The organism is Kribbella sp. VKM Ac-2568 (assembly GCF_004345365.1).
GTDB lineage: Bacteria > Actinomycetota > Actinomycetes > Propionibacteriales > Kribbellaceae > Kribbella > Kribbella orskensis.
In genome coordinates this window covers 37,754-62,584 of the sequence record NZ_SLVF01000023.1, presented here as the reverse complement: position 1 = coordinate 62,584, position 24,831 = coordinate 37,754, and the positions used below count along the sequence as shown (strand labels likewise).

At 67.0% G+C, this 24,831-nt stretch carries 24 protein-coding genes and 2 pseudogenes; 17 read left to right on the top strand and 9 right to left on the bottom strand.

What is annotated here, in order from left to right; all coding sequences use genetic code 11:
* Positions 1 to 170: 170 nt before the first annotated feature.
* Positions 171 to 1,259: a hypothetical protein gene (locus EV648_RS41130; RefSeq protein ID WP_132301702.1), complete on the bottom strand. Its 1,089-nt coding sequence runs from the start codon at positions 1,257 to 1,259 to the stop codon at positions 171 to 173.
* Between the two features lie 442 nt (positions 1,260 to 1,701).
* A complete protein-coding gene (locus tag EV648_RS41125) occupies positions 1,702 to 2,592 on the bottom strand; it encodes a DUF2971 domain-containing protein (RefSeq protein WP_132301700.1) in 891 nt (296 codons plus the stop codon).
* Between the two features lie 62 nt (positions 2,593 to 2,654).
* On the opposite strand from EV648_RS41125, the gene EV648_RS41120 reads away from it, so the two are divergent.
* Complete coding sequence (locus EV648_RS41120; protein ID WP_132301698.1) at positions 2,655 to 3,128, top strand: helix-turn-helix domain-containing protein; 474 nt, start codon at positions 2,655 to 2,657, stop codon at positions 3,126 to 3,128.
* A gap of 109 nt (positions 3,129 to 3,237) precedes the next feature.
* A complete protein-coding gene (locus EV648_RS41115) occupies positions 3,238 to 3,462 on the top strand; it encodes a hypothetical protein (protein WP_199235132.1) in 225 nt (74 codons plus the stop codon).
* 114 nt (positions 3,463 to 3,576) lie between these two features.
* Here EV648_RS41115 and EV648_RS41110 read toward each other — a convergent pair whose 3' ends face one another.
* The 5 genes and pseudogenes from EV648_RS41110 to EV648_RS41090 all read right to left on the bottom strand — a co-directional run bounded on the left by EV648_RS41110 (position 3,577) and on the right by EV648_RS41090 (position 10,103).
* Entirely contained in the window at positions 3,577 to 6,234 is a 2,658-nt protein-coding gene (locus EV648_RS41110) for a tetratricopeptide repeat protein (protein ID WP_132301696.1), read from the bottom strand.
* A gap of 788 nt (positions 6,235 to 7,022) precedes the next feature.
* Positions 7,023 to 8,056, bottom strand: a pseudogene (locus tag EV648_RS41105) (IS30 family transposase).
* Between the two features lie 66 nt (positions 8,057 to 8,122).
* Positions 8,123 to 8,251, bottom strand: a pseudogene (locus tag EV648_RS45500) (helix-turn-helix domain-containing protein); the annotation flags it as partial.
* A 723-nt stretch (positions 8,252 to 8,974) separates the two neighbouring features.
* The gene (locus EV648_RS41095; RefSeq protein ID WP_158294220.1) at positions 8,975 to 9,271 is read right to left on the bottom strand and encodes a CARDB domain-containing protein; all 297 of its coding nucleotides are present in this window, start codon (positions 9,269 to 9,271) and stop codon (positions 8,975 to 8,977) included.
* Positions 9,243 to 10,103, bottom strand: coding sequence for a hypothetical protein (locus EV648_RS41090; RefSeq protein ID WP_132301692.1), 861 nt, complete (start codon positions 10,101 to 10,103; stop codon positions 9,243 to 9,245). Before EV648_RS41090 ends, EV648_RS41095 begins: the two co-directional genes overlap by 29 nt.
* A 476-nt stretch (positions 10,104 to 10,579) precedes the next feature.
* Here EV648_RS41090 and EV648_RS41085 point away from each other — a divergent pair, with 476 nt between their 5' ends.
* Positions 10,580 to 11,296, top strand: a complete 717-nt coding sequence (locus tag EV648_RS41085; protein ID WP_158294219.1) for a BTAD domain-containing putative transcriptional regulator — start codon at positions 10,580 to 10,582, stop codon at positions 11,294 to 11,296.
* 13 nt (positions 11,297 to 11,309) lie between these two features.
* Here EV648_RS41085 and EV648_RS41080 read toward each other — a convergent pair whose 3' ends face one another.
* Both EV648_RS41080 and EV648_RS41075 read right to left on the bottom strand, forming a co-directional pair.
* A complete protein-coding gene (locus EV648_RS41080) occupies positions 11,310 to 12,029 on the bottom strand; it encodes a BTAD domain-containing putative transcriptional regulator (RefSeq protein WP_132301688.1) in 720 nt (239 codons plus the stop codon).
* A 117-nt stretch (positions 12,030 to 12,146) separates the two neighbouring features.
* Complete coding sequence (locus tag EV648_RS41075) at positions 12,147 to 12,338, bottom strand: hypothetical protein (RefSeq protein ID WP_132301686.1); 192 nt, start codon at positions 12,336 to 12,338, stop codon at positions 12,147 to 12,149.
* A 1,360-nt stretch (positions 12,339 to 13,698) separates the two neighbouring features.
* Here EV648_RS41075 and EV648_RS43620 point away from each other — a divergent pair.
* From EV648_RS43620 to EV648_RS41005, 14 genes are all read left to right on the top strand, one after another.
* A complete protein-coding gene (locus tag EV648_RS43620; protein WP_199235131.1) occupies positions 13,699 to 16,284 on the top strand; it encodes an ATP-binding protein in 2,586 nt (861 codons plus the stop codon).
* The gene (locus tag EV648_RS41065; protein ID WP_132301684.1) at positions 16,281 to 16,862 is read left to right on the top strand and encodes a DUF4255 domain-containing protein; all 582 of its coding nucleotides are present in this window, start codon (positions 16,281 to 16,283) and stop codon (positions 16,860 to 16,862) included. The genes EV648_RS43620 and EV648_RS41065 overlap by 4 nt, the downstream gene beginning before the upstream one ends.
* Positions 16,859 to 17,551, top strand: coding sequence for a hypothetical protein (locus EV648_RS41060; protein ID WP_132301682.1), 693 nt, complete (start codon positions 16,859 to 16,861; stop codon positions 17,549 to 17,551). Before EV648_RS41065 ends, EV648_RS41060 begins: the two co-directional genes overlap by 4 nt.
* 100 nt (positions 17,552 to 17,651) lie before the next feature.
* A complete protein-coding gene (locus EV648_RS41055; RefSeq protein WP_132301680.1) occupies positions 17,652 to 19,214 on the top strand; it encodes a phage tail sheath family protein in 1,563 nt (520 codons plus the stop codon).
* Positions 19,215 to 19,245: 31 nt separating this feature from the next.
* Positions 19,246 to 19,686, top strand: coding sequence for a phage tail protein (locus EV648_RS41050; protein WP_132301678.1), 441 nt, complete (start codon positions 19,246 to 19,248; stop codon positions 19,684 to 19,686).
* 18 nt (positions 19,687 to 19,704) lie between these two features.
* On the top strand, positions 19,705 to 20,070 hold the full coding sequence (locus EV648_RS41045) for a hypothetical protein (protein WP_132301676.1): 366 nt from the start codon (positions 19,705 to 19,707) through the stop codon (positions 20,068 to 20,070).
* Positions 20,067 to 20,249 carry a DUF6760 family protein gene (locus EV648_RS41040; RefSeq protein ID WP_132301674.1) on the top strand — a complete coding sequence of 61 codons (183 nt, stop codon included), beginning with the start codon at positions 20,067 to 20,069 and terminating at the stop codon, positions 20,247 to 20,249. Before EV648_RS41045 ends, EV648_RS41040 begins: the two co-directional genes overlap by 4 nt.
* A 9-nt stretch (positions 20,250 to 20,258) precedes the next feature.
* Positions 20,259 to 20,681 (top strand): phage tail protein, encoded by a 423-nt coding sequence (locus tag EV648_RS41035; protein WP_132301672.1) that lies wholly within the window; start codon positions 20,259 to 20,261, stop codon positions 20,679 to 20,681.
* Positions 20,678 to 21,697 carry a hypothetical protein gene (locus tag EV648_RS41030; protein WP_132301670.1) on the top strand — a complete coding sequence of 340 codons (1,020 nt, stop codon included), beginning with the start codon at positions 20,678 to 20,680 and terminating at the stop codon, positions 21,695 to 21,697. The genes EV648_RS41035 and EV648_RS41030 overlap by 4 nt, the downstream gene beginning before the upstream one ends.
* A 6-nt stretch (positions 21,698 to 21,703) precedes the next feature.
* A complete protein-coding gene (locus tag EV648_RS41025; RefSeq protein ID WP_132301668.1) occupies positions 21,704 to 22,381 on the top strand; it encodes a LysM peptidoglycan-binding domain-containing protein in 678 nt (225 codons plus the stop codon).
* Positions 22,362 to 23,477: a phage late control D family protein gene (locus tag EV648_RS41020; protein ID WP_132301666.1), complete on the top strand. Its 1,116-nt coding sequence runs from the start codon at positions 22,362 to 22,364 to the stop codon at positions 23,475 to 23,477. Before EV648_RS41025 ends, EV648_RS41020 begins: the two co-directional genes overlap by 20 nt.
* On the top strand, positions 23,474 to 24,112 hold the full coding sequence (locus EV648_RS41015) for a phage baseplate assembly protein V (protein WP_132301664.1): 639 nt from the start codon (positions 23,474 to 23,476) through the stop codon (positions 24,110 to 24,112). Before EV648_RS41020 ends, EV648_RS41015 begins: the two co-directional genes overlap by 4 nt.
* A gap of 8 nt (positions 24,113 to 24,120) precedes the next feature.
* Positions 24,121 to 24,417 (top strand): PAAR domain-containing protein, encoded by a 297-nt coding sequence (locus tag EV648_RS41010; RefSeq protein WP_132301662.1) that lies wholly within the window; start codon positions 24,121 to 24,123, stop codon positions 24,415 to 24,417.
* Between the two features lie 2 nt (positions 24,418 to 24,419).
* Positions 24,420 to 24,827, top strand: coding sequence for a GPW/gp25 family protein (locus EV648_RS41005; RefSeq protein WP_132301660.1), 408 nt, complete (start codon positions 24,420 to 24,422; stop codon positions 24,825 to 24,827).
* Positions 24,828 to 24,831: the final 4 nt, after the last annotated feature.

Here is a 24,831-nt window from a genome sequence, read left to right as displayed (position 1 = left end):
CGGATCCACATTCGCGAGATGCCGGTACCGCCGAAGGTATAGGGAGCGTGGCAGTAGTTGGTCAAAGGTCTTTCGCGGTCACCGGTTCACAACCGGTTGCCGTCTGCGGCGCGGTGATACTCGATCGCGTCGAAGGCGCTGTGCAGGGCGACGCCGCCGATGTGGGTGGATCATTTTGATTGATCGGCCCAGAAGACGTCACCGTCACGCAGCACGCCGTGGACTATCGAAGGGGACACCACTTCGCGTAGTACATCTGCTGCCCGGCTGGATTTGCCGAGGTGGGCCTCAACGATGACTCGTCCTGACGAGGCTGCTAAATCGGCTAGCTGAATCGAGTGGTGGTTCCTGGAGTGGCCGACACAGAAGTCGGCTAGTACCGGTGGAGCGCCGTCGCGGCCGAACGTGACATGGCTGGCTGCGACACCCATCAGCACCCCCTCAACGAAGGCGTGGGTCAGGATGTTCTGTTCGTCGTGCAGAACGCGAATCGGACCATGCTTGTGATGAGCGATGGCGAGGTTGTCTCCTAGGAGGAATCCCATCGGGTCCATCGTTGCAACCACTGTGGTCTCGTCAGCGACGAAGCGCACCAAGGCCTCAGCGTGCCTCTTGCTTTCGAGTAACACATCGAGCACGTGGCCGACGTCCCTATGCCAGCATTGCCGGCGAGCCTCGCCCAACCTCGCATAGAAGGAGGCGACGGTCTCCTTGGCTCCCTTACGCTGCTTAGTCCGAGCGAGTGACACGAAGGCCGCCATCAGAGGGTCCCACAGTTCGCCGAGTACCCGGGGACCCTTCCGGCTCAACGTCAGCGCCATCTGCCGCGCGTTTCCGCCGGCGTAGAGGTTCACTCCCCGCTCGTGGGCCCATTCTTCGACGATGAGGTCGACGATCTTGGCCACAATGACAAAGGGCTTGTCAGCGACCACGATGGTCACAAGACCATCCAGGGCACCACCCGGGCCAAAGGTCTCGGCCAGTGCCTCAAGTCCGGCATCCTTGGCGAACTGTGAGAATTTCGCCTCTGCAGCCTCAGTTGCGCCCACCCTTTCCTTCAAGTGTTCAAGGATCGGCTCGGCGGTCCAGTCGTCCACTCGGACCGCAGCGTGTGCGACCACAAAGTCGCGATCAACCAGGTTCTCTCCGGACGTTCCCGACTCGTCGGCGATCCAAACCGCGTCTGTGTCATCGGCCGTCGGCTGGGTGGCCCAGCGAGGCCAATCGGGATGGACGATCGTGCCTCGGTCCAGTTGCATGCTGACGAGTATGGCCGACCTCTCGCGTAGGCACAGCCGAGCACTCGATCGCTCCGGCCGTGATGCAGCCGGCTCGGCGTAGCCGTGACCGCGTCACTAGCTTGGAAGGGCGACTATGTCCTCAAACGCTGTCGTCGTTCGCGAACGACGACCAGGTCGGCATGCAATGTCTCGGTCGCAGCAGTGGTTCGGCGTGCCGCGGCCGCAGCTTGGTCGGCCGCGGCGGTAGCGGTCTGACTGGCCGCAATCGCGCGATGCATCAACTCGATCAGTTCGCGCTGATCACGCCTCCAGCCCCACATGCGGCTGAATGCTAGCGCGATCGATCGACTAGTGGGAGGGATTGGATAGTCGACTTGCTCTAGGTCAGTGGAACGTAAGGCGGCGTGTCGAGTACGCCATCTCCCAGGCACGTAACCATTGCGATGTCCGACGCCTACTACTACCGCAGTTGATAGCTCCGCAGTACCGGCTCGCCGTTGTCCCAATCGCACCGGAGTACGTCATCCGCGCCGATCCGACGAAGATTGAGGTTGCTCCGCAGCCAGTCTGCCCCATCCCACAGCTCTCCGAGAACGACTGCGCGCAGACTGTTGCGGTACGGAAGATAGAGAGGGCGTTCACCGGCCTCTAATGCCGACGCGACCCCAAGTGTGAGAACGAGTCTGAATTCGGACTCGCTTGACCAGTCGCAGTTCTTCGTGAAGTACAGGTCATGGAGCGCTGAACTGCTCGACGTCACCTCGTCTAGCGCCGCCCGCACAGCGGTGAGTGATTCAAACGCGCCTGATAGCGGGATTTGGAGACGGCGGTCAAAGTATTCCACCGGACCGGGACTGGCGGTATCGCCTTCTCTAAGTGCCCAGTTCGAGAGTTCACCGGCAAGTGCTTCTTTGTCGAAGGCAAGGACCGCTCCACGGTGATGCTGCCCGTACTGCGCCCACATGCGCGGCCGTGCCCAACCGCGATGGAAGTAGGTGCCGGCCACGGAACGGGGACTCGGTTGGCGCTCAGAGGTAAAGCATGCGATCCGTGCGCCTTGTCGAAGATAGCGGTCGATCTCTTCGTCCACTTCGAGTTGCGTGTTGAAGTATCCGCCGGTCATGTCGCCTGACGGGGCTGAGAGATTGTCTGCCGTCCACTTCTTGCGTTCTCGCGGGTCGTTGACGCCGGTGAGTGTATTGAGCCGAATAGTGCCCGTCTCGAGGATGGCCTTTAGCGACTCACGCGAGGTGTAGTGGTACACGAGTTCCGCGGAATCTGATGGGTCCTGAGTCAAGAAGTGATCGATCGAAAGCGACAGCACAGAAGCCTCCTGATAGTTGAGGTGCATGACCGATCCTACGAGCGACACGATGCGTTTGCTGCCAACAGTCGCCTGCCGTCCACTGGGAAATGGCGGGCAGGCAAGTAGTCGTTGCGTTCGACGATCCGTCCGCGAACGAGGAGTTCCTGGAATGGCTCCGCGAGCATGTGCACGAGCCGCTCACGCTGGCTCAGCTTGCGAGCCAGCAGCACGTGAGTGAGCGCAGCCTGGTCCGCAAGTTCCGGCAGACGACTGGGATGAGTGTCTTCGACTGGATCAGCCAGGAGCGGGTCAACCAGGCGAAGTCGTTGCTGGAGACAACGGACTTCCCGGTCGGCGAAATCGCAGCGATGGTGGGCTTCGGCACCTCCGAGACGCTGCGCCGCAACTTCGACCGGCACGTTGGCGCGCTGGCCGGTGCCTACCGTGTCATGTTCCGCCGTAGGGTCGCACGCACCGACGGTTCCCCTATGGGTAAGGGTGTTTCGGCCTCCCGGAACAGCCGTATCGGAGATCGGTCGCGATCTGTGCCGACGTTGGCCGGAACAGTGTCACCCAGGTAGATCCGGCCACCTAGGTTTGACTCAACAAGTTGACCTAGGAGGAGAAACAGCATGGTGGCATACGGGTTCTTCGTGGAGTTCGAGGCCAAGGAAGGTCAGGAGGAGGCGGTTGCTAAGTTTCCTGACCGAGGCCAAGGAACTGGTGGACGCCGAACCAGAGACGATCGCCTGGTTCTCGTTCCGCCTCGGCCCGCGTTCGTTCCGCATCTTCGACGCGTTCGAAACCGAGGAGGGCGGCGAGGCTCACCTCCAGGGCAAGGTGAAGGACGGAATCGTCGCCGCGCAGACGAACTGTTCGCCACGTTCCCGACAATCACCCCGGTCGACCTCTTGACAGCCAAGCTGCGCTGACGTTCGACCTCGGCCCGCCGGGACCTGCCCCGGCCAAGATCACGCTCGCCCGACAGCTAGCCCCTGGCTGTCGGACGAGGCGGCTGCCTACGCACCTCTAGCCGTCAGAACGGGGTGGCGGACTAAGAGCGTGGCCGTCAGAAAGGATGGCCAGGTCTGGATCAATACGGCGAAGGTTCGCTGCCACCATGACGGTCCGGGGGTGTTTGGGGCCGAGTACTCGCGTACAGATCAGGAGGGCACGCTGCAGGTGCTTTCGGGCCTTCGCGGGTTGACCGACGAGGTGCCATGCCGTGCCGAGATTGGTGAGTGTGGCAGCCACTTTTAGGTGATTCGGGCCAAGTTTCCGCTCGAAGATCGGAAGGGCACGCTCAAGGAAGGCACGAGCTTTGCCGGGGTCAGCCCTGAGCCACCCGGTGCCCAGATCAGCGAGCGCAGTGCCGACTGAGAGGTGGTCTGCACTGAGCTGCCGCTCGAGAATTGCAAGGGTGCGCTCAAGTAGCTCCCGCGCCGCGGTGGTCTCGCCAGCCAACGTGCGGATGACACCGAGATTGCCAAGTGCTCTTGCGACCTTAAGGTGGTCTGGAGCGAGGTTCTTGCGGTAGACGGCCAGCGCACGCTCAGCGAACTGGCGAGCCTTCGCAAGGTCGCCCAGTTCTCTCCATGCAGTCCCGAGATTGTCGAGGGCCGGCCCGAGGTCGAGATGATGCCTACCGAGCTCTTGCTCGAACAGGGCTAAGGAGCGCTCGAACAAGTCTCTCGCCTTTGCCGGGTTCCCGGACTGGAGCCAGGCGAGGCCCAGGCTGCCCAACGTAGGCGCAAGATTGCTGTTCTCCGGTTCGCGGTCTTGCTCGTAGATTGCGAGCGCCCGCTCAAGTATCGTGCGTGCCTTCAAAGGCTCCTCTGCGCTCAGCAAAGCATTTCCAAGCTGCATAAGGGTTCTGGCGACATTCAAGTCGTCTGGGCCGAGTTGCTGCTCGCAAATTGCGACAGACCGCTCGAGTAGTTCCTGGGCCTTGGCGGCATCAGAATCGATCCAAGTGCTGCCGAGGATGCCTATCGTCCGAGCGACCTTGACGTCGTGCAGGCCGGGTTCCTCCTCGTAGATCGCCAACGCGAGTTCGAGCAACTCTCGTGCAGTGGCAGAGTTGCCGGCTTCTTGCCAGGTATGGCCGAGTTGCGTGAGGAGCCTTGCGACAGTCAGTGGGACTCGGGTGGGAGAGGCCTCGGCCAACGCTAGCTGACGCTCATACAGTGGGATCAGAGCAGCGTAGTCTCTACGAATTGCACTGAACTCTATGGCTAAGTGGATGTAAGCGGCCCCGTCCTCGTCGATATCGCTGACGAGCGCCCATGCCTGGGCGGCAACGGCCGATAGCTGAAGGATGTGCGCGTGATAGCCGATGCGCCCAACAGCCTCGGAGTCCGTTGCTTTGTGAGCTTGGTCAAGAGCAGCCGTCCACACGTCAACGGAAGGAACAGACTCGTCGTTGCGCAGATCCGCGACGTCGCGATTCGCAGAGACTGTGAGTTCCTGCCCTTCGAGCGATGTCGTCGACAAGAGCGATAGGCCGGCCACTACTGGTGCAGCCGCCCACTTCAGTACGTGATCCAGGTGGGCCTTGTCGGGCTCGCCTGGTCTGCTCATTCGCTGCTGGGCAAGCATCACGAGAGTGTCGGCAGACAGCGGCCGCGGTGTTCCAGTTCCTGCCCAGCCGGTTGCGACATCGACAACGGCTCGAGCCATGGAGCAGTCGCCGCCAGCCGGCTCGAAGGGGCAGTGGCTGTCCCCTCCTGCCAGCCGTTCCAGCAATGAGCCTAAGGCGGTGAACGCCGGGCCGACTCCCTCGGCGAAGTCAAAGTCGGGGTAGATGGCTGCAGCCTGGGCGAGTTCTGCGGGCGACAGCAGGCGCTCCAATGCCACCGGCGTGCCGAACTCACGGGACAACTCGCGCTCCTCTGTCACCCACGTCGGGTACCGCGTAGACGAGATCGTTGCCACCACCCGGAGGCCAGGTGACCGCTCGCGGAGTTCACGCAGCAGCCGAACGCTCAATCCGTCGGGACAGAACCGGTCTACGTCGTCAAGCCACAACACCAATCGATCCGAGTCTGCCAATCGTGAAAGGACATCGAGGTCGTCGACTGCCTGGCGTAGGCCGTCGGGAGCGATAGGGATCAGCGCCGAACGGGCGAGAGGCTCCGCCAATGCCGTCTCGTAGGCCGTTCGGGTTGCCCCGCTCGCGGGCGCTCCGACAATCAGCAATAACCCACGAGCTCGAAGGTGCTCACGAGCCGGCCGATCGACATCTCGTTGTACGTACTCCGTGCTGCTCGGACCTTGGCTCAGTGAGCTCGCTACTCCGAGCGAATCGAACGGATCGATCTGGTCGAATCGTTGAAGGGGCCAGATCTTCACGCAGCGCGCGATTGACCGCAGCCATGCAGCCTCATCAGCTGCCGCCTGCTCGGCTGCGACCTTGAGCGCAGCATCACGGTCACGACGGATCGCCCTGATTTCGCGCAGAACCTGCACAACCACCAGCAGACCGAGTGCGGCCCAGGGGAGATATGGCCGCCGCTCGAGCCAGCCTGGCACGGCCGCGGATGCGTAGTTGGTAGTCAGGCCGATCGATACGAGGGTCAGCGCCGTAATCGCGACCGCAATCCAGTCTTTCCAATGCGTTCTGTTGCTCCCCACCCGCGCATACTGCCACGCTGCGGAGACTTGCGACACACCCAGCGAATGATCCAAGCGACCGCTTTAGCTGGTCCTGCGTCGGTCGCTGACTGCATAGCAGAGATCGTACGTCGGGAATCGTGGCTGCGACTGGCTGGTGCGGCCTCCACCTTCAGCGAGAGGTGGTCGCAGAGTCGTCGCGAAGGCCGAGCCGGCGATGGCTGCGGCTGCGAAAGTTGTGGAGATGAGCCGGTGGACCGTCATATTTCAACCGTAGCCGAGGGAGCCGGGATCCCTTTGTTTGTTGGGTTACCGCATCACTACGCGGGCTAGCCCAGTCGGAGATCGTCGAGGGTGTTGTAGTTCCACAGCATGCCGTGGCCGGGGGGGTCTGGCGGGGCTGCTCGGCCCGTCTTTGATGGCCAGGCTTTCGACCTGGTTCCTGATCACGACCTTCAGCGTCTCCTTCGGCACCCATGTGCTACATCTGCCGGCGCGGACGATGATTGTCGTCGCGGGTGCAACAGCTGCGACCCACGGGCTTCTCGTCATCCCGCGGCATTCGTCGTCGAACGCTACGGCCGCAGGGTGCCGATGGTGGTCAGATCGATCGGAGTGGCAGTCCTCGCCGTTCCGGCTTTCGCCCTGCTCCGCTCCGCCGTACCAGCACACACGACATGTCCTGCGCCGGTGATCGAGAAGTACCAGCCGCTCTTCTCCCAGGACCGCTCACAGGAGTCACTGTCTCTTGCCTCTTCGATCCGTCAGATACCAGACGGCCTCCCCTGCACCTGCAGCAGCGAACACGGCAACAGCGATCCATGGAAAGGCCGGCTGCGTGTCGACGGCAGGGCGGGTTCTAGTCAACGTCGCAACACGCGGTGCGTCGCCGAGGCTAGCAGCGCTGTGAACAACTCGGCAGGCGAGCGGTCTCCGAGGACGTGACGGGGCCGGTGGGTTGATCTCGTTCTCGACGGCCCGCAGGTGCGCTGGAGAGTGAATGCTGAGATCGGTTCCTTTGGGGAAGTACTGACGCAGGAGTCCGTTGGCGTTCTCGTTCGAGCCGCGTTGCCAGGGTGAGTGGGAGTCGCAGAAGTAGATCGGCGCTCCGAGCGTCGCGGCGATGGCGGTGTGGCGGGCCATCTCGGTTCCCTGGTCCCACGTGATCGACCGCAGCAGCGCTGGTGGCAGATCGCTCATGCGCGCCTGCAACGCGGCGTGCAGGGCATCGCTGTCGCGTTGCCGAAGATGCAACAGCCGGATGGTCCTGGTGGACCGCTCGATCAGGGTCCCGATGGCTGAGGCCTGGTCTTGGCCGATGATGAGGTCTCCTTCCCAGTGGCCGGCCTCGCTCCGGTCTTCGGGCGGGAAGGGCCTGTCGTGGATCGACAGCATGGGCTGCTCGAAGCGGGGTCGGCGGCGCTCGGTCTTTTGATGGGCTCGCCGGTGATCCCGCCCGGTGCGCAGCGGCGAACGATGCTGCGGTGCCACTCGCGGCGGCCGCAATAGCGTGGTCCCGGGCTGATAGACGGCCTGGTAGATGCTCTCGTGACACAACCACACGCCGGCTGCTCCGGATGGCGCAGCCGAAGCTGCCGGCTGACCTGCTGCGGGCTCCACCGCTGCGACAGCAACTCTCCCACCACGGCATGCAGCTCGGGGTTGGTGTCGAGGCGACGACGATGCCGGCGGGCCCGGCGAGCGTCGCCTGACGGTGCGCATCGAACGGCCGATAACTACCGCCCGCGTGCGCGTTGCGGCGCAGTTCACGCGAGATCGTCGACGGTGCCCGGCCCAGACGATCCGCTATCTTTCGGACGCCGCAACCTGCCTGGCGCAGGTCCGCGATCTCGATCCGCTCCTCCTCGGAAAGGAATCGTGAGCTGACCTGCCGCACCGCGAGCCGGTCGAGCGGAGCAACGAAGCCGACGACCTGGCCCTTGCGGTACGTCTTGTAACCGCGCGACCAGTTGTTCCCGGTGGTTCTCGAGATACCCACCTCGCGGGCCGCGGCCAGGATGCTCCAGCCACGATCACGCAACTCCACGAACCGCTGACGCTTGGCCGACTGCGGCCTACGCCCCGGCCCCATCTTCACACGACGAGACGACAACACAACCTCCGGATCCAGGACGAAGTGTTGCAACCGTCAGTAGAAACCACCCTGCCGCCTAGGGGTCAGTTTCCACGTGCCGTCGACATACTGCTCCTACGAGTCGCGGATGCGTTGGTGGCGATCGGCTGGCGCGCCTACGCGGATTCCTTCGCCTCGCGTCGGTGTGGGCGAGCGGGCGTTTGGTTGCGGCGTACGGCATGCGGCCGTGCGGAGGGGATGAGGTATCGAGCGAGTGGTCGACGAGCAGGGGAGCACACGGGCAGCTCAGTCGTGATGGCGAGCCGGGAAGTGTATTGCGGCGCCCCAGCCGGTGTTGTCGTTGAGTGCCTGTGATGGATTTCGTGCATATGGATCACGTGATGTTGCGAGCAGGACTGGTCATCTACGGACTGTCCGAGTCGAGGAGCGCAACCGTCGATCAGCGCCAGGTAACGGATCCGCTGCCGGGCGGGCTGTTCCCGGCCAGGGCAGCGTTCGCTGGGTCACTGAGGGCCTTGGTGGTGTCCGGATCCAGGCCGTTGCCTGTCTGGGTCAGTGCACCCGCAGCGCCGCCCCAACGGTCGGCGACAGCGCGAGCTCGCAGGCGATGACCGTGGCGGCCAGGATGATCGCCATACGAAGAGCGGCTTGCGCAGCCCACCGGCGGAAAGACCGGTCATGACACCCAGTGTCGCAGCAGAATGCCTCGACCGGGGTTCGTCAGATCAGTGTGCAGAAGACATCTTTGGCCTGTTTGGGGCGAGTGGGCAGCGAAACCCTCAGGCTGAGGACGTTGTTCGACTCGTCTTCCTCGGCGATCTCGTTGTTCGGGTCGACGGTCACCGTACAACGATGCGATCTCCCGTAGTCGTCCGTCGCGAGATCGACCTGCATACCGGTGGATCCTGATCCTGAGCCGAAGGCAGTGTGACCGCCTCCGCCGAGACCGGTATCGCTGAGGAGATTGAACGGGACGAGATGGTCGTAGTCACCCGCACCTTTGTTTCGGACTGTCACGAAGAGGGTCAGGCCGTCGGCGCCGCTGATCTGGCCACCAGGAACGACCGAACACCGCGGTTCTGCGGACAAGGTGAAGTCCGGGCAACGGCAGTCCCGGCGTGGTGGTGGGGGGAGTCGTCATCCAGGTGTCGGCCTCGAGGCTCACGATCGACGCCGGCCCCTTCAGGTTCTGATGAATTCGCATCTGAGCAGTCCCGCCTTCGCCAGGCTCGATGTGCACCGTGATGGAGCACGCCTGAAGTTTGACCAGATCCTCTTTCTCGCAGTTCCCGGTCTGGGAGAAACGTTCCGCGATATTGCCTCTGAACTCGATGAGGCCAATTTTCAGCAGGGTCTTTCCGCCACTCGTCACCACGACCTCGGAGTCGCATTGATCGCCGGTGCAGCGGACCTGCTTTGGCTGCACATCGATGCACAGCTGTCCCTCGCAGTGCCCAAACTTCCCGCCGGTCGTGGTGGGCTTGGAGGTTGTGGGAGTTGTTGTTGGGTCGTTCGCAGGATTCACGCCCGGCGGCACGGGGAACGTGTTCACCATCCCGAGCGCCGTTTCCGGGACCGAGAATCCGACGTACGTCAGCACCAGCGCGACGACGGCGGCAACGATCCCTCCGAAGAGTCGGAGTCGAGAGAACTTCCCGGCGGTGGCGATCAGCGGCGGGATGGCCGCGCCCAACGCGGCTCCGATCAGCTTGACGGTCGGCGACTTGTCCAGCGCAACGGTGACGAGTGTCCCGGCCACCGAGCCGACCACCGCCAACAGCGTCGGAACAAACGCCGCTTCCGCCTGCTCCTGTGCTTTGCTCGACTCTTGTGCATTCATGTCGATCACGTCCACGATCGTGGCTGCCGGGAACGACCCCCGAATGATCCGACGTGAACGAACCGCCCGCCCCCATCGCAATTATCGCTCTCATCGCCGACCAACACCAGACCGTGAATCCACCGGCCAGCGTCCCTGGCTTGTCGTTCAGGCTTTCAAACCCTTGCTTGACCCGGTGAAATGTATTTCCGCCCTGGACACCGCGCGGCAAAGGGCGACGATCGAATGACAGGCAGCACAACTGGTGGACCGGCGTGATTCGGGTCCCTGCTCAGATCTGATCCATTGACTACCACTTCGCCTGACGGCATCGTGTAAATTGTCAATTTGTCACCACTCACGGGGAGGGGTGTCGGGCGAGTCGCGGCACGCCGCCTAGACGACGGATGCCTCGGGGGCGATTCGATATGGGCGCTCAATGGGCTCGGCTCGGGCCATCCGGCCCCGGTGGTCCAGGGCACCCAGCTACCACACCGACGGGGCCAGTGCGCGTGACCTACCCGGTTCGACTCAGCCTGCTCAGCGGCTTCGAGCTGGTCATCGATGGGGACGCTGTACATGTCCCGACGAGCAGCCAGCGGGTGCTGGCCTTCCTTGGCCTGCACATACGACCGCAGCCGCGCACCCAGGTCGCGCGCAGCCTGTGGCGCGAAGCGACCGACCAGCGAGCAATCGCGAATCTCAGGGCTGCGCTGTGGAAGCTGCACGTCATCAGGGAACGGGTGATCGTCGCGCGAAAGGACCAGCTGTCTCTTTGCGGGGAAGTGTCGGTCGACCTCGCCGAGGTCTTGCAGAGGGCCCGTGAGCTTCTCGACATCTCCTGCGCCGGGGGCACCGACCAGCCTGCAGCGCCCGCCGAGCTGTTGGACCTGCTCTCCAGAGACGTCCTGCCTCACTGGGATGAGGACTGGGTCGTCATCGAGCGTGAGCGGGTGCGGCAACTGCGGATCCACGCCATCGAGGCGCTGTCGGTGCGTCTGCGCCGCCAGGGTTGGCACGCGGAAGCCGTCGAGGCCGGCCTGGCCGCCGTCGCCGCGGACCCGTTGCGGGAGAGCGCCCAGCGTGTGCTGATCGAGGCTCACCTGGCTGAGGGTAACGCCGCGGACGCGCGGCGCCAGTTCGAAAGCTTCCGCGACCTGCTCTGGAGAGACCTCGCGATCCGCCCCACTCCGGCGCTGGACGCGCTGATGGCCCGGCGTTGAGCCGGCGACGGCGTCACTGACTGACCCGACCGGGGACGGCGGGTGTGCGCACCCGGTCCAGGAGCGTCTCCGTGTCGGCCGACACGGAGACCCGGGAGTCGGACGCCAGTCGACGCCGGTAGCCGTCCAGAGTCCGCTGAGCGTCGTACTCGTTGCCCTCGGACAGGTGGGCCTCCATCACCAGCCTGCAGGTGACCTCCCGCATGGGGTCGATCGCCATCGCCGTCAAGCCGAGCTGGATCGCCTCCGCGGGGTCGCCGCGAGCCAGCGCCCCTCTCGCCCTGGACTCGAGCACCCGCAGAATCAGCTGGCGCAGCCGCTCGCGCTCGATGGTCAGCCAGTCGTCGTACCAATCCGGGAGGAGGTCGATGAACAGGGAGTCGAACGCCACCGGACCATCCAACCCGCAGTTCGCGCTGGCCGTGATCTCGCCGACGCCGTCACGGGTGTCGACCCACACCGACTCGGCTAGTCGTAGCCGCGTCGGCGTGGTCTCGATCAGTTCCACGGGCAGTCTCCGGAGTCGCCACAGGGTCGAGCGCAAGCTCGCCCGCGCGCGCTCCTCGGTGCTGTCCGGCCACAGCTGCAGGGCCGCGAAGTCCCGCTCCACGCCGCGCGCGGTCAAGGCCACGAAGGCGAGGAGCCGTTGCGTGCTGGGCTGCAGGGTGGGGGCCTGCTGCCCGTCGATGGTGAGCTCGAACCCGCCGAGCAAGTGGAGTCGTACGTCGGGCATTCCGCCCCCCTCGGTCGCTAGCGAAGTGGTCACGATGCCAGAGCGAGCACTTCCGGGCCGTCACCACGAACGCCGCACCCGCGTCACCATCGCCTCATCCGCCGGTCAGGCCCGGGCTCACCCCTCCTTCTCGAACGAGCGCACCACTGACTCCACGGCCTCCAGGATCGCGATGGTGCCGATCAACGGTTCGCCAGGCTCGACCGCGCCGACGAGCAGCCGAGCGCGCGGCCGCGGGTCGTGAGCCTCCGTCCACAGCCGAAGCACCACGATCAGGTCGTGGGGTGAGGAGTGCGTAGCCCCAGTCACCGGGCGACCATCGCGCAGGGAGGCCGTCGCGCACCGAGGTCAACCGCACTCCGGGGGAGCCGGGGCAAGGGCCGGTCGAGGTCCACGGGCAGACTCTCGGCGGCTCCCGTTACACGCGCGTCACCGGCCGTGGGGACCGTGTCATGCCTGTGACGCGTGGGTGACGTGGAATGCCCACAGTCAGGCTGGGGCGAAGTCCAGGGGCGACCTCGAGCAACTGAAAGACCTGAACCATTTCTAAGGCCGAGACAAGCGGTGATCGCGAGTCCCTTAAACCACTCCTCGCACCGGCCTTTGCATACCGCGGAGCGAATGGCAAGTCTTCAAAGGCGCGGAATTCATTTCGGCCCGTCCCTCGCATTCGCAGCGTCACAGCGAGGTGCTCGCGATCGAATTGCTGTCTCACGATCGCGCCATTGTGTCGAGCATCGTGAAGCCTGCCGACACGAGTGACGACAGCACGCACGGTCGGTTCCACGATGTCCGCCTTTACATGCGCAAGCAGGACCGGGGCGATTGGGTGCTGCTGGCGTGGGCAAACGAGGGCGCTCTCCCTCCCGGCCAGCATGTCGAGCCAGCCGGCCATCTCGCTGGACGCGAGAGTAACCAAGGCGTGGAGATTGGGAGGCACCACGCGAGCTCGGGCAGCGACGACGAGAGCAAGATGGTCACCGTCGCCTCGTGGCTGCTCAGATTCGCCGCGGCCATTCTCGCCTACCTCACAACACATTTTCTGTTCACCGAGAGTGTCAGTCGGGACGAACGACGGCAATCGGCCGTGATCGCCGCAGTCGGTGCGGCCATTTCCTTGGCCGGCGCCTACATCGTTGTGCTCTACGGTGGATATGCCAGTCGCAGTTGGAGGACCACGGACGTCATCGCCTGGCAGTACGGGTGGCTCGACCTCGTTCCCGAGGTCGAACGCCCCCCGATGAGTCGGACGCCTCCAGCGGCGCGGCAAGTTCGCCATCGACCGGTGGGCGGCCTCCCTGGAGTCATCGTCTCTGGCGCCTGGCTACCTACGGCCGGCGTCATGCGAGGCCTGCTCAGCCGGACCGCCTGGCGCCCGTCTTCGAGGTCTTCTTCATCTTCACAGTGGTGGCGTTCGTCGCCCTCATGGTGGGTGGTGCCTACTCGCGGCTGCGACGTTGACCACTGCCGTCAGAAGCGGTTTCCGGCCCCAGCCGCCGGTGGTCAACGCGGACGTGTCGCACGCCCCTTCGGGTGATCCGAGCGCGTGGATCTGTCCCTCGGCTGAACCCACTCTGCATCGGTTTTGGATCCTCCGATCCATGGTTCGGCGATGGAGACCCGCCGGAGAATCGGGCGATCGAGTTGACCTTCTCTGAAGGGCCCGTCCATGAGCCGAACGCGCGCGATCCTCGCAGGGCCGTTCGCCAGCACGCCCTTCGCGAACGGGCTCAGGATGTTCCTCGCGGGCTCGGGGCGGTTCGACACGGTCGAAGCGGCGGACCACGCCGCCGTGGACGACCTGCTCCTCGAGGACGGCCCCGTCGTGGTCATAGCCGAGGGGATCGACCTGCGCTGGGCGCTCGATCTCCTGGACCGTGCCGGTCAGCTCTCCGTCGTCCTCCTCGACGACGCCGGTCGCCGGGCAGTGATGACCGTCGACGACCCCGGCGCGCAGCACCTCGTGCGACTTATCGAGGAGCTGGGTGTGCCGGACCGCGCGGGCGCGGGCACGCGCCCAATCGCGCGACTGCACCTCGTCGACCCCTCCCACGCCAGTGGGTCCGCCGAGGTCCAAGACCCCACCTCGCCCCTCAATCTCGACGCCCAACCACCCCGCCCGGAATCGAGCCGCGGCCTCGACTCGACGGCAGTCCCCTCGATCCGTTCTGATCCGGCTTCTGTCGACCATCCGGCTTCTGTCGACCTCACGTCGGTGACGACGTGGCTCAGCCTGGTGCTTGGCGTCCGGCTGCGGGAGCGCGCCGAGGGGGCCAACGAGCCCTCCTTCGCGGGTTGGACCGCGTCGCCGAGTGACGCGCTCGCTGGTCTGGGCCTCGAGAACAACACCGCCGACGAACTGCGTGCTCGATTCGCTGATACGGATCGTGGCGTCATCGTTGACCGGCGCGGTCTGCCTGCCGTCCTCGCCGCGGCGGCCAGGAGCTTCGCTCTCAGCGACGGGGAGTTGCGTGCCCTGCTGGTCGCGCTCGCGCCGGAACTTGATGCTCGCTTCGGGGTTGCGATCGGGGTGCTGCACGACGATCTGAACCGCCGCAGGCCGAGCGTCACCTTACTGGACGAGCTCGGCGAGTCGCGGTTCGGTGCGTGGCGGTGCCGGCAGGAGCTCGAGGCGACAGGGTCGCTCCTCGGCCGGCGGCTCCTCGTGCCGGATCGACGCGACCCCACGGTGCCTGTGGTCGAGGCGGGTCTCCTACCCCTGCCCGCGTTGATCGCGTCGTTGTTCTCGCCCACGATCGACGCCGCGGCCCGGGCGACGGGTGCGCGCCTCGTGCGGTCCCGCGGTGTGGTCGCTGCGGCCGGTGCGGAGCAGCGCGCGGCCCAGCAGTTGGAGGCCGCGATTGCAGGGGCTGATGGCACCGCGCTCGTGCGCCTCGCTGAACCGGCTGGCGGGTGGTTCGAGCGTGTCGCGGCCGCGACGGGCCTCACGCTCGTCGACGGTGACCTCGCCGCTGTCGCGGACGGGCGTCCGATCGACGACGCCATCACGAGTTGGTTGTGCCTCGCCGCCATGACAGGCGCCGGCCTCCACCTGCGGGGAGTGGGCGAGCTCACCGCGCCTGACCACCGGCGCCTCGGAGAGGCGCTCCGGTCGTTCGCTGGGACCGTCGTCGCGGTGGTGTACGACGGACCGAGTCCCGACATCGAGTCGGACTGCCCGGCGGTCGTACTACGTCGGCCCGAGCTGGACGTGGGGGAGCGCATCGACCTGTGGTCGTCGGCCGCCGCCAACAGCGGTCTCGTCCTCTCCGAGGTCGACGCCACGGCCCTAGCAACGACGCTTCCACTCGGCCCGTCGGAGATAGCCAACGCCGTCGCCCGGTTCGCAGTACAGCCGCTCGAGGCGGATGAGCCGATCGCTCGGCAATTGCGGCAGGTCGCTATCGATCAGCGGAGCCATGACCTGCCGCCGACCGTGCGGTCGATCGCGACGCGGTTCGCCTGGGATGACCTTGTCCTGGCGGACCCGGCCAAGGCGGAGCTTCGGTCGATCATGGCGCACTTCACGCTGTCGGCTTCGGTGCTCGACCGGTGGGGTTTCGTGGACCGCCTGACCTACGGCCGAGGCGTGTCGGCGCTGTTCAGCGGCCCCAGCGGCACGGGCAAGACGATGGCGGCCCAGGTCCTCGCCCTCGAGCTGGGCGTCGAGCTGCTGCTCGTCGACCTCTCGAAAACCGTGTCCAAGTACCTCGGCGAGACGGAGAAGAACATAGACGCCGCCTTCCGCGTCGCCGAAGGGCGCGGCGCACTGCTCCTGTTCGACGAAGCCGACGCGCTGTTCGGCAAGCGCTCCGAGGTCAAGGATGCCCACGACCGCCATGCCAACGTGGAGGTCGCCTACCTCCTCCAGCGCATGGAGGCGTTCGAGGGCATCGCCATCCTCACGACGAACCTGAAGCAGAACATCGACGACGCTTTCCTTCGACGCCTGCGGTTCCTTGTCGACTTCCCCCTGCCCGACGCCGCGGCGCGTGAGGTCATCTGGCAGCACGCCTTCCCGGAACGTGCTCCGCTTGCGGACGACATCGATTTCGGCTTCCTCGGGCGGCGGCTCCAGCTGTCCGGCGGGACGATCCAGCAGATCGCGCTGCACGCCGCCTTCGCGGCCGTGGACGACGGGCCGATCCGGATGCGCCACATCCTCGCCGCGACCCGGCGTGAGCTGGACAAGCTCGGCATGTTCGACGCCGGACGGGCCCTCGAAGCCCGCGCCGCACGGGCAGGTGCGGCATGAGCGCCGACGCGATCGCCGACCTGACCTCGGCGATCCGCAACCGCATCGAGGCGGCGGTGGGCCAGTCGACCGTGCACATCGGACCGCCGGTGAGCTCCGACCTCACGGCCGGCGAGTCGATCACACTGTTCCTCTTCCACGTCGAGCCGAACCGGGACCTGCGCAACGTCGAGCACCTCGTCGAGCCGCCCGGGGGCGGTCCCGACGACCTGCTCGTCCCGTCCGAGGCCCTCCCGCTCGACCTGCGCTACGTCATCTCGGTCTTCCGGCGACCGCCGAACGCCGCCGACCCGGTGGAGCTCCGCGTGCTGGGGCAGCTCGTGCAGGCGCTTGCGGCGCAACCGACCTACACCGACCCGGTGCTGCCGGGCCAGACGGTGCGGCTCACGCCTGAGCCCTACCCGATGGAGGAGATGAGCCGGGTGTGGGGCCTGTTCCCGACGACGCCGTACCAGTCGTCGATCGTGTACCTCGCCACGCCCGTGTTCATCACGTTCGCGACGCCAACCCCGGCGGCTCCCGTGACCGAGCGTCGGCTGCGCGGCGGCGTGCTCACCGGCACGGAGGTCGGGCCATGAGCGGCACCATCGAGTTCCCGGCACTCGACCCGAAGGTCGACGTGGTCACGGCGGTCCTGGTGCCCGCGGATCGCGCCAGCCGCCGGGCCGTGACGTCCGGTGTGACCGCGACGCTCTTGGACCCGACCGCCGAGCGAGCGCTGCCGGACCGCATGGTCCGCAGCCTCAGCGGCGCACTCGTGCTCCTGAACCGGCCACTCGGGCAGGCCTACACGTTCCGGATCGACCCGACCGCGGCGGGCTACGCCGGTCCGTTCACCCTGGCGTTCCAGCCCCAGGCGGCCGCGCGGCGAAGGGTCGTATGGCTGTCGAGCCGGCCGGACTCGCCGATCGACGCGGGCGCGACGGTGGTGCGCGGCGTGATCACCCGGAGTGCCGCGGACGCGTCGGCCTCCGGCCTCGAGGTCGCGGCGGTGCCCGACCGGTCCGACGGCGGTGCACCGGCGGACGGCGATCCCACGTTCGTCGGAATCACCGATCGCAGCGGGAGCTTCGCCGTGGCCCTCTCCCTGGAGCCACCCGACGACGGCGACCTGACCGCCGAGGTCGACACGACGATCACCCTCAACCGCGGCGGTACCCCGCAGCGCGACCTCGTCGTGCCGCTCCGGCCCGGGCGCGAGCACGTGTTCTCCGAGCCCCTGGACCTCGACGGCAACAACGAGCCGCCGTTCACGGAAGGGGCCTGACCATGGCCGACTCCCGCGCCCGCAACGACTTCACGCCGCGAACGTCGCGGCCGCCCACCCATCCAACCGACCCACCCACCCACTGCCCAGGAGGCACCCCATGCCTGAGTACCTAGCTCCCGGGGTCTACGTCGAGGAGATTGAGCGCGGACCCAGGCCGATCGAGGGGGTGGCCACCAGCACGGCCGCGTTCCTCGGCGCCGCCGAGCGCGGTCCGAGCCGACCCCGCCTCGTCACCAGCTACAGCGAGTACGTGCGCTACTTCGGCGGCATCTTCGACGATGCGGCCTACCTGCCGTACTCGGTACGGAGCTTCTTCGAGAACCGCGGTCGCCGCGCCTACATCGCCCGCATTAGCGGGGACAACGCCGCCCGGGCCGCCGTCACCGTCGCGGGCCTGAGCCTGAGGGCGACGGGTGTGGGGACCGCCTACAACCGTGTCTGGCTCACGATCGACGAGGCCAAGACGAAGGGCCAAAATCAGGAGGCGCTCGGGTTCCGGCTGCGGGTCTGGTACTGGGACAAGGACCAGCCCGGCGTCCCCTACGACCGCGGCGCCGTCGCCGCGGGGGTCCCGCTGCCCGGTCCCGAGGCGAGCGCGTCGGAGGTCTTCGACGACCTGCGCCTGGAGCCCACCTCGCCGTCGTACTTCCTCAAGCGGGTGAACGGCAGCAACCCGGTGGCCGGTGGCAACTCCTCGTTCATCGAGTTCGTCGAGGGCGCCGCGGTCCCCGCGTCGGTGGCCGGCATCGCGGGATCGGCCGCACTCGAAGGCGGCGTAGACGACAACGCCGTCACCGTCGGCGACTTCGAGGGCATGAAGGACGACCCGAACGACCGCACCGGCCTCGCCGCGCTGGGCCTGGACCGCTACCGGGACGTCGCGATCGTCCACGCTCCCGCTGCGGAGAAGGCGGTCGCCAAGGCGGTGGTCACGCACTGCGAGCGGAACCGGTTCCGCTTCGCCGTCATCGACGCACCCCCGGAGCAGGGCGTCAGCGATGCCCTGGAACCCCGCGACACCGTGCAGGACACCCAGTACGGCGCGTTCTACTACCCGTGGATGTTCATCAGCGATCCGCGCAACGGCGCCCGGAAGAAGGTCCCACCCGGGGGAGCGGTGTGCGGCATCTACGCCCTCAGCGACAACACGACCGGCGTGTGGAAAGCACCGGCTAACGAGGTCGTCGCCGACGCCATCGACCTGGAGTACGAGGTCACTACCGGTGCCCAGGAGGTGCTCAACCCCAAGGGCGTGAACGCCATCCGGCGCTTCCCCGGACGCGGGATCCGCGTGTGGGGCGCCAGGACGCTGTCGAGCGACCCGCTGTGGAAGTACGTGAACGTGCGGCGGCTGTTCATCTTCCTGGAGGCCTCGATCTACTTCTCAACCCAGTGGGTGGTGTTCGAGCCCAACGACCCGCGGCTGTGGGCGCGGGTGAAGCAGACCATCACCCTCTTCCTGCGCACGCAGTGGCGCGAGGGAGCGCTGCTCGGGGAGAAGGAGGAGGAGGCGTTCACCGTCTCGGTCGGGCGGGACACCATGACCGAAGACGACATCCTGAACGGCCGCCTGATCGTCGAGATCGGCATCGCGCCCGTCCGACCCGCCGAGTTCGTGATCTTCCGCATCTTCCAGCAGACGCAGGAAGCCACGACCTGAGCCACCCGCGCCATCGGAGAACGGAGCAGTCATGACACGGGAAGACCCCCTGAGGAACTTCCGCTACCGGTTGGAGATCGATCAGATCCAGCAGGCCGGGTTCGCGGAGGTCGCCATCGGTGACCTGTCCAACGAGCCGATCGAGTACCGCGAGGGCGACGAGGTCACCACGGTCCGCAAGCTCAACGGCCTCACCAAGTACGCGAACGTCACGCTCAAGTGGGGCGTCACTTCCTCCAGCGAGGTCGCCGACTGGCACCAGCTGGTCGTCGACGGCGCCACCCCGCTCGACGAGGCGCGGCGCAACGTGGTGATCCGGCTGCAGGACGAGGCCGGGCAGGACAAGGCGGCCTGGGAGCTGACGAAGGCCTGGCCGTGCAAGTACGACCCGACCGACCTGAACGGCAAGGGCAACGAGGTCGCCATCGACACCCTCGAGCTGTGCAACGAGGGCATCAAGAGAATCCAGTGAGTCGGAGGAGGCACCGAGATGTTCCAGACCGAGGTCGAGTTCACCCTGCCGAAGGGCTACGTGGACGACGAGGGCGTCCTGCACCGGGACGGCGTCATGCGCCTGGCGACCGCAGCGGACGAGATCCTGCCGCTCAAGGACCCGCGGGTGCAGCAGAACCCCGCCTACCTCACGATCATCGTGCTGGCGCGGGTCATCACGCGGATGGGGTCGCTGCCGTCGATCAACACCAAGGTCGTCGAGGGGCTGTTCGCGTCCGACCTGGGTCATCTCCAGGCGCTCTACGAGCGACTCAACGGCGACCCCGACCAGGTCGCCCTGGCCGGGGCCGACGACCTCGCCGCGCTCTACGGGCTGGAGGCGGTCGGAGGTGGCGACCGATGATGCTCTACCCCGTTGACCAGCTGTACGAGGAGATGGCCTTCATCGCCATCCACTTCCACTGGTCACGCGACACGCTGATGGCCCTCGAGCACGGCGAGCGGCGCCGATGGTGCGAGGAGATCTCGGCGATCAACCTGCATTTCAACGAGCGGGCACCGAGCCTGCTCGACGTGACGTGAGGGCGTGACATGACGCGCCCCGACCCGTACCGGGCCTTCCGCTTCCGGATCGAGATCCAGGGTCTCGTCCAGGGCGGCTTCCGGTCGGTCGGCGGGATCGAGAGGCAGACGACCGTCGAGCCGTACCGCGAGGGCGGGGTGAACGACTTCGAGCACCAGCTCGTCGTGAAGACGACCTTTCCGCCACTGACCCTGCAGCAGGGCCTCGTCGACACGACGCTGTGGGACTGGCACCAGGAGGTGATCGACGGGTCGGTCACGCGGCGCGACGTCACGATCGAGCTGCTCGACGAATCCGGTCGGGAGGCCTGGCGGTGGGTCTGCCAGGACGCCTTCCCCGCCAAGTGGACGGGAGCGGACCTCGACGCGGTGGCCGGGACGATCGCCACCGAGTCCGTCGAGCTCGTGCACCACGGGATCCGGCGCCGATGAGCCGCCCGATGGTCCCGATGCGCCGGCTCGGACGGATGACCCGCCACCGGCGGGTACGGCGGCGCCCGGTGGCGCTCGTCCTGCGCCGTCCACGGGCGCACGCCTCGCCGCAGCGTCCCACGATCCGCGCGGCGGATCAGGTGTCCGTGACGCTCGCGCCCCGCTTCACGGTGGTCCTCCAGCAGTTCGTCACCAACGCCGCGCTCGTGCGGCAGCTCGCGCACGACGCTGTAGCCGAGCGCGGCGCTCCTGCCTCGACCGCCGACGCCCGTTCCGACGTGGCGTCGCAGCTCGCGTGGTCGTGGCCGGCGTCGCCGATGCCAGCGCGCTCGCTCAGGCGCCGCGCCGACCGGCCCATGGGAACGACCGGCGTCCTCCGGCTCGCCGGGCGGGCAGCGCCTCCGAAGGCGACCGTGGTCGTCACGCCGACGGCACGGCCCGGTACGACCATCGACGCCCGTCCCGGCTCCGGGCGACCCGGGTACATGACGCGCGGCACGTCAACGCAGCCGGTGTCCCCGGCCCATGGGGGGACATCCGCCGCCCGTCGATCCGGGCAGCCGCTCGCAGCCGTCGGAGTGATGGGTGAGCCGGGTCAACCGTGGCGAACGGCTTCCGGGACGCCCCTCGGCCCACGCCCGCACAGCAGTCTCTCCGTCGCTGATCCCGGGCGGGATCGACGGGTCACCGGCGCCGCCGCCACCCGGCGGTGGGTCGGAGCCCGGCAGCACTTCTCCGACGAGGTTGCGACGGCCGGACGGTCCCGGCCGCGGGTCGACCTCGCCCTCGCCGGCTCCACACCGTCAGGTCGGCGCCACGACAGGCACGTCGCGCCCGTCCCCACCGTCTACCGGCAGGAGCCGTCGAGGGAGGCCGCCGCAGCCCAGGCCCCGGTGCCGGAGGCGAAGCCCTCCGTCGCCCAACCGGCCATCGACATCGACCGACTCGACCGCGAGCTGTGGCGCCGGTTCGAGAAGCGCTCCCGGACCGAGCGCGAGCGACACGGGCGGGCGTGAGCGGTCATGAAGCAGCAGCTGACCCGGGCGACGGTCGAGGTCCTGAAAGGCAGCGCGAAGGGCACCGTCATCGAGGTGCTCTTCAACCCGACGGAGTACAACGTCGAGCACTCCGCCAGCTTCGGCCAGACCGCCCCGCCGGGCCTCGACAACCCCATCACCCAGTTCGTCAACGGCAACGCCCAGGTCCTCACCATGGACCTGCTCTTCGACACGTATACCGGCGGGGGCCAGGACGTGTCGGAGCGGACCCGTCGGCTCACGGATCTCGTCCACGTCAACGGCGACCTCCACGCACCGCCTGTCGTGAGGTTCTCGTGGGGCGTCTTCCTGTTCACAGCGGTCATCGAGAAGGCCAGCCTGCGGTTCACGATGTTCCTTGCGGACGGCACCCCGGTGCGCGCCACGCTGTCGGTCACGTTCACGCAGTACAGGACGATCCAGGAGCAGCTCGAGAAGCCGCGGCGGAACTCCGCCGACAGGACCAAGCGCCGCAGGGTCGAGGGGCCGAACAGCCTGTGGCTGCTCGCCGACCGCGAGTACGGCGATGTGGCCCACTGGCGCCACATCGCCCGGGCCAACCGGATCGACGACCCCGGTCGACTCACGCCCGGCACCGTCCTGCTGCTTCCACCGCTCGACGACCCGACGACGGAGGTGCGCCGTGGCGGCCAAGGCACTTGACCAGCTCTCGCGCCAGCACGCGGACTTCTACGTCCCCACCTTCACCGTGCTCGTGGGGGAGCGCGACGTCGTCCGCGAGCTCTTCCTGACCGTGTCGAACGTGCAGCTGGACCTGAAGGAGCGCTCACCGGGTCAGTTCTCCTTCACCGTGGCCAACTCCTTCGACCTGGAGCGCCGGGAGTTCGTGGCCATGCGCGGTGACAAGCCGATCGACCTGTTCGAGCTGTTCGCCTTCGGAAGTCCCATCCGGGTCCGCCTGGGCTATGGCGAGGGACCGAGTCTCGAGCTGTCAGGGCTCGTGACCGAGCTGTCGACGAGCTTCGCCGCGGGCGGCACCCCCGAGCTGATGGTCAAGGGCTTCGACGCGCTGTACCCGTTGACGATCGGCAAGAGCACGAGGAACTGGGAGGACGAACCCGACAGCACCGCCGTGACGGACGTGGCGCGGAACCGGGGCCTCAAGGCGGACCCCGAGCGCACGACGCCGGTGCAGAAGCGCATCGACCAGAGCCAGCAAACGGACATGGCGTTCATCGAGTCCCTCGCCGAGCGCAACAAGGCGACCTTCTACCTACGCGGCGACGAGCTGTACTTCGGTTCACGGCACCAGCACGACAGCGCCGTCGTGTCGCTGTCGTGGGGCTTCGGGCTCGTCTCGTTTGCCCCGGAGGCGAATCTCGCGCGGCAGGTCAGCGAGGTCCGGGTGCACGCGCGGTCGGCGACCGAGGGCAAGGAGATCGTGGGCAAGGCGGGTCGCGGCGACGAGACCGGGCGCGACAGCGGGGCCTCGAGCGGCAGCGAGCGTGTCGGGAAGGCGCTCTCGTCCACGCCGCTCCTCAGCGTGCGCGCACCCGTGCACACGCAGGCCGAGGCGGATGAGCGCGCGAAGGCGCTCCTCGACGAGCGCGCGCAGGACTTCGTCACCGGCAGCGGCGAGTGCATCGGGCTGCCCGAGATCGTGCCCGACGTCAACGTCGAGCTCGGCGGGATGGGTCAGGGCTTCAGCAAGACGTACTGGGTCTCCGAGGCCACGCACACGATCGACGGCGGCGGCTACAAGACGACCTTCAAGGTGCAGGAGACAACGGTGCGATGAAGGACATCTTCGGTGGATCGAACGGGCCCGAGCGCGAGGCGGACGGGTATCTCAGCGGCGCCATGACCGGCGTCGTGACCGACAACCGCGATCCCGACGGCCTGGCCCGCGTCCGGGTGCGGCTGCCCTGGTACGAGGAGGGGGCCACGAGCTACTGGGCCCGGCTGGCCGTCCCCATGGCCGGTGACGGCACGGGCACCTACTTCCTGCCAGAGGTCGACGACGAGGTGCTCGTCATCGCTGAGGCCGGTGACCCCTCTCACCTGTTCGTGGTCGGCTCGCTCTGGAACGGCAAGGCCATGCCGCCGGCCAGCAACGACGGCGGCAAGAACGACGAGCGATTGATCCACAGCCGATCGGGCCACCGGCTGCGCTTCGTTGACGACACCGCCGCGCCGGAAATCGACCTGGAGCTGAAGGACGGTGCCCGCCTCCGGCTCGACAAGGACGGCGTGGTCGTGGACGCCGGCAACGGCAACTCCATCTCGATCGGGGCCTCGGGAACGGTCGAGATCAAGGCGACGCAGAAGCTCGACCTCCATGCGCCGGCGGTCACGATCCACGCCGACGCGTCACTGGAGGTCAAGGCGAGCGGCACCCTCACGCTCAAGGGCGCGACGGTCCAGATCAACTAGGAGGAGATATGGGACAACCAGCCGCACGGGTGGGCGACCAGACCAGTCACGGCACGCCGCTGGGACCGGGACCGGGATCGCCGATGGTGCTCATCGGCGGCATGCCGGCGTGGCGGGCCGGCTCGGACGTCCACACCTGCCCGCTGTCCGACGCGGGGAAGCCCCATGTCGGCGGGGTCGTGACGGTCGGCAGCGCCACCGTCCTCATCGGCGGGCTCCCCGCCGCCCGGCAGGGCGACCAGGTGGTCGAGGCCGGCGTCCCGAACGCGATCGCCGTGGGCGCTCCGACGGTCCTGATCGGCTAGCCATGACCACCCTCGACCTGTCGTCGAACGACTTCCTCGGCACCGGCTGGGCCTTCCCGGTCCGGGTCGGCGCGCGCGGGATCGAGACGGTCGGCGGGGACGAGGACGTGCGCCAGTCGATCCACCTGATCCTGGCGACGGCCAAGGGCGAGCGGGTCATGCGCCCGGACTTCGGATGCGGCATCCACGACCTGGTGTTCGCGGCGGTCAGCACACAGCTGATCGCCCGGCTGCGGCGCGAGGTGGAGGACGCCCTGCGGACCTACGAGGCCCGCATCGACGTCCTGCGGGTGGTGGCCGGCACGACCGGCCTGGCGGCCGGCCGCCTCGACGTCGAGATCGACTATCGCGTGCGGGCCACCAACCAGACCGGCAACTACGTCTACCCCTTCTACTTCCGGGAGGCCTGAGTGC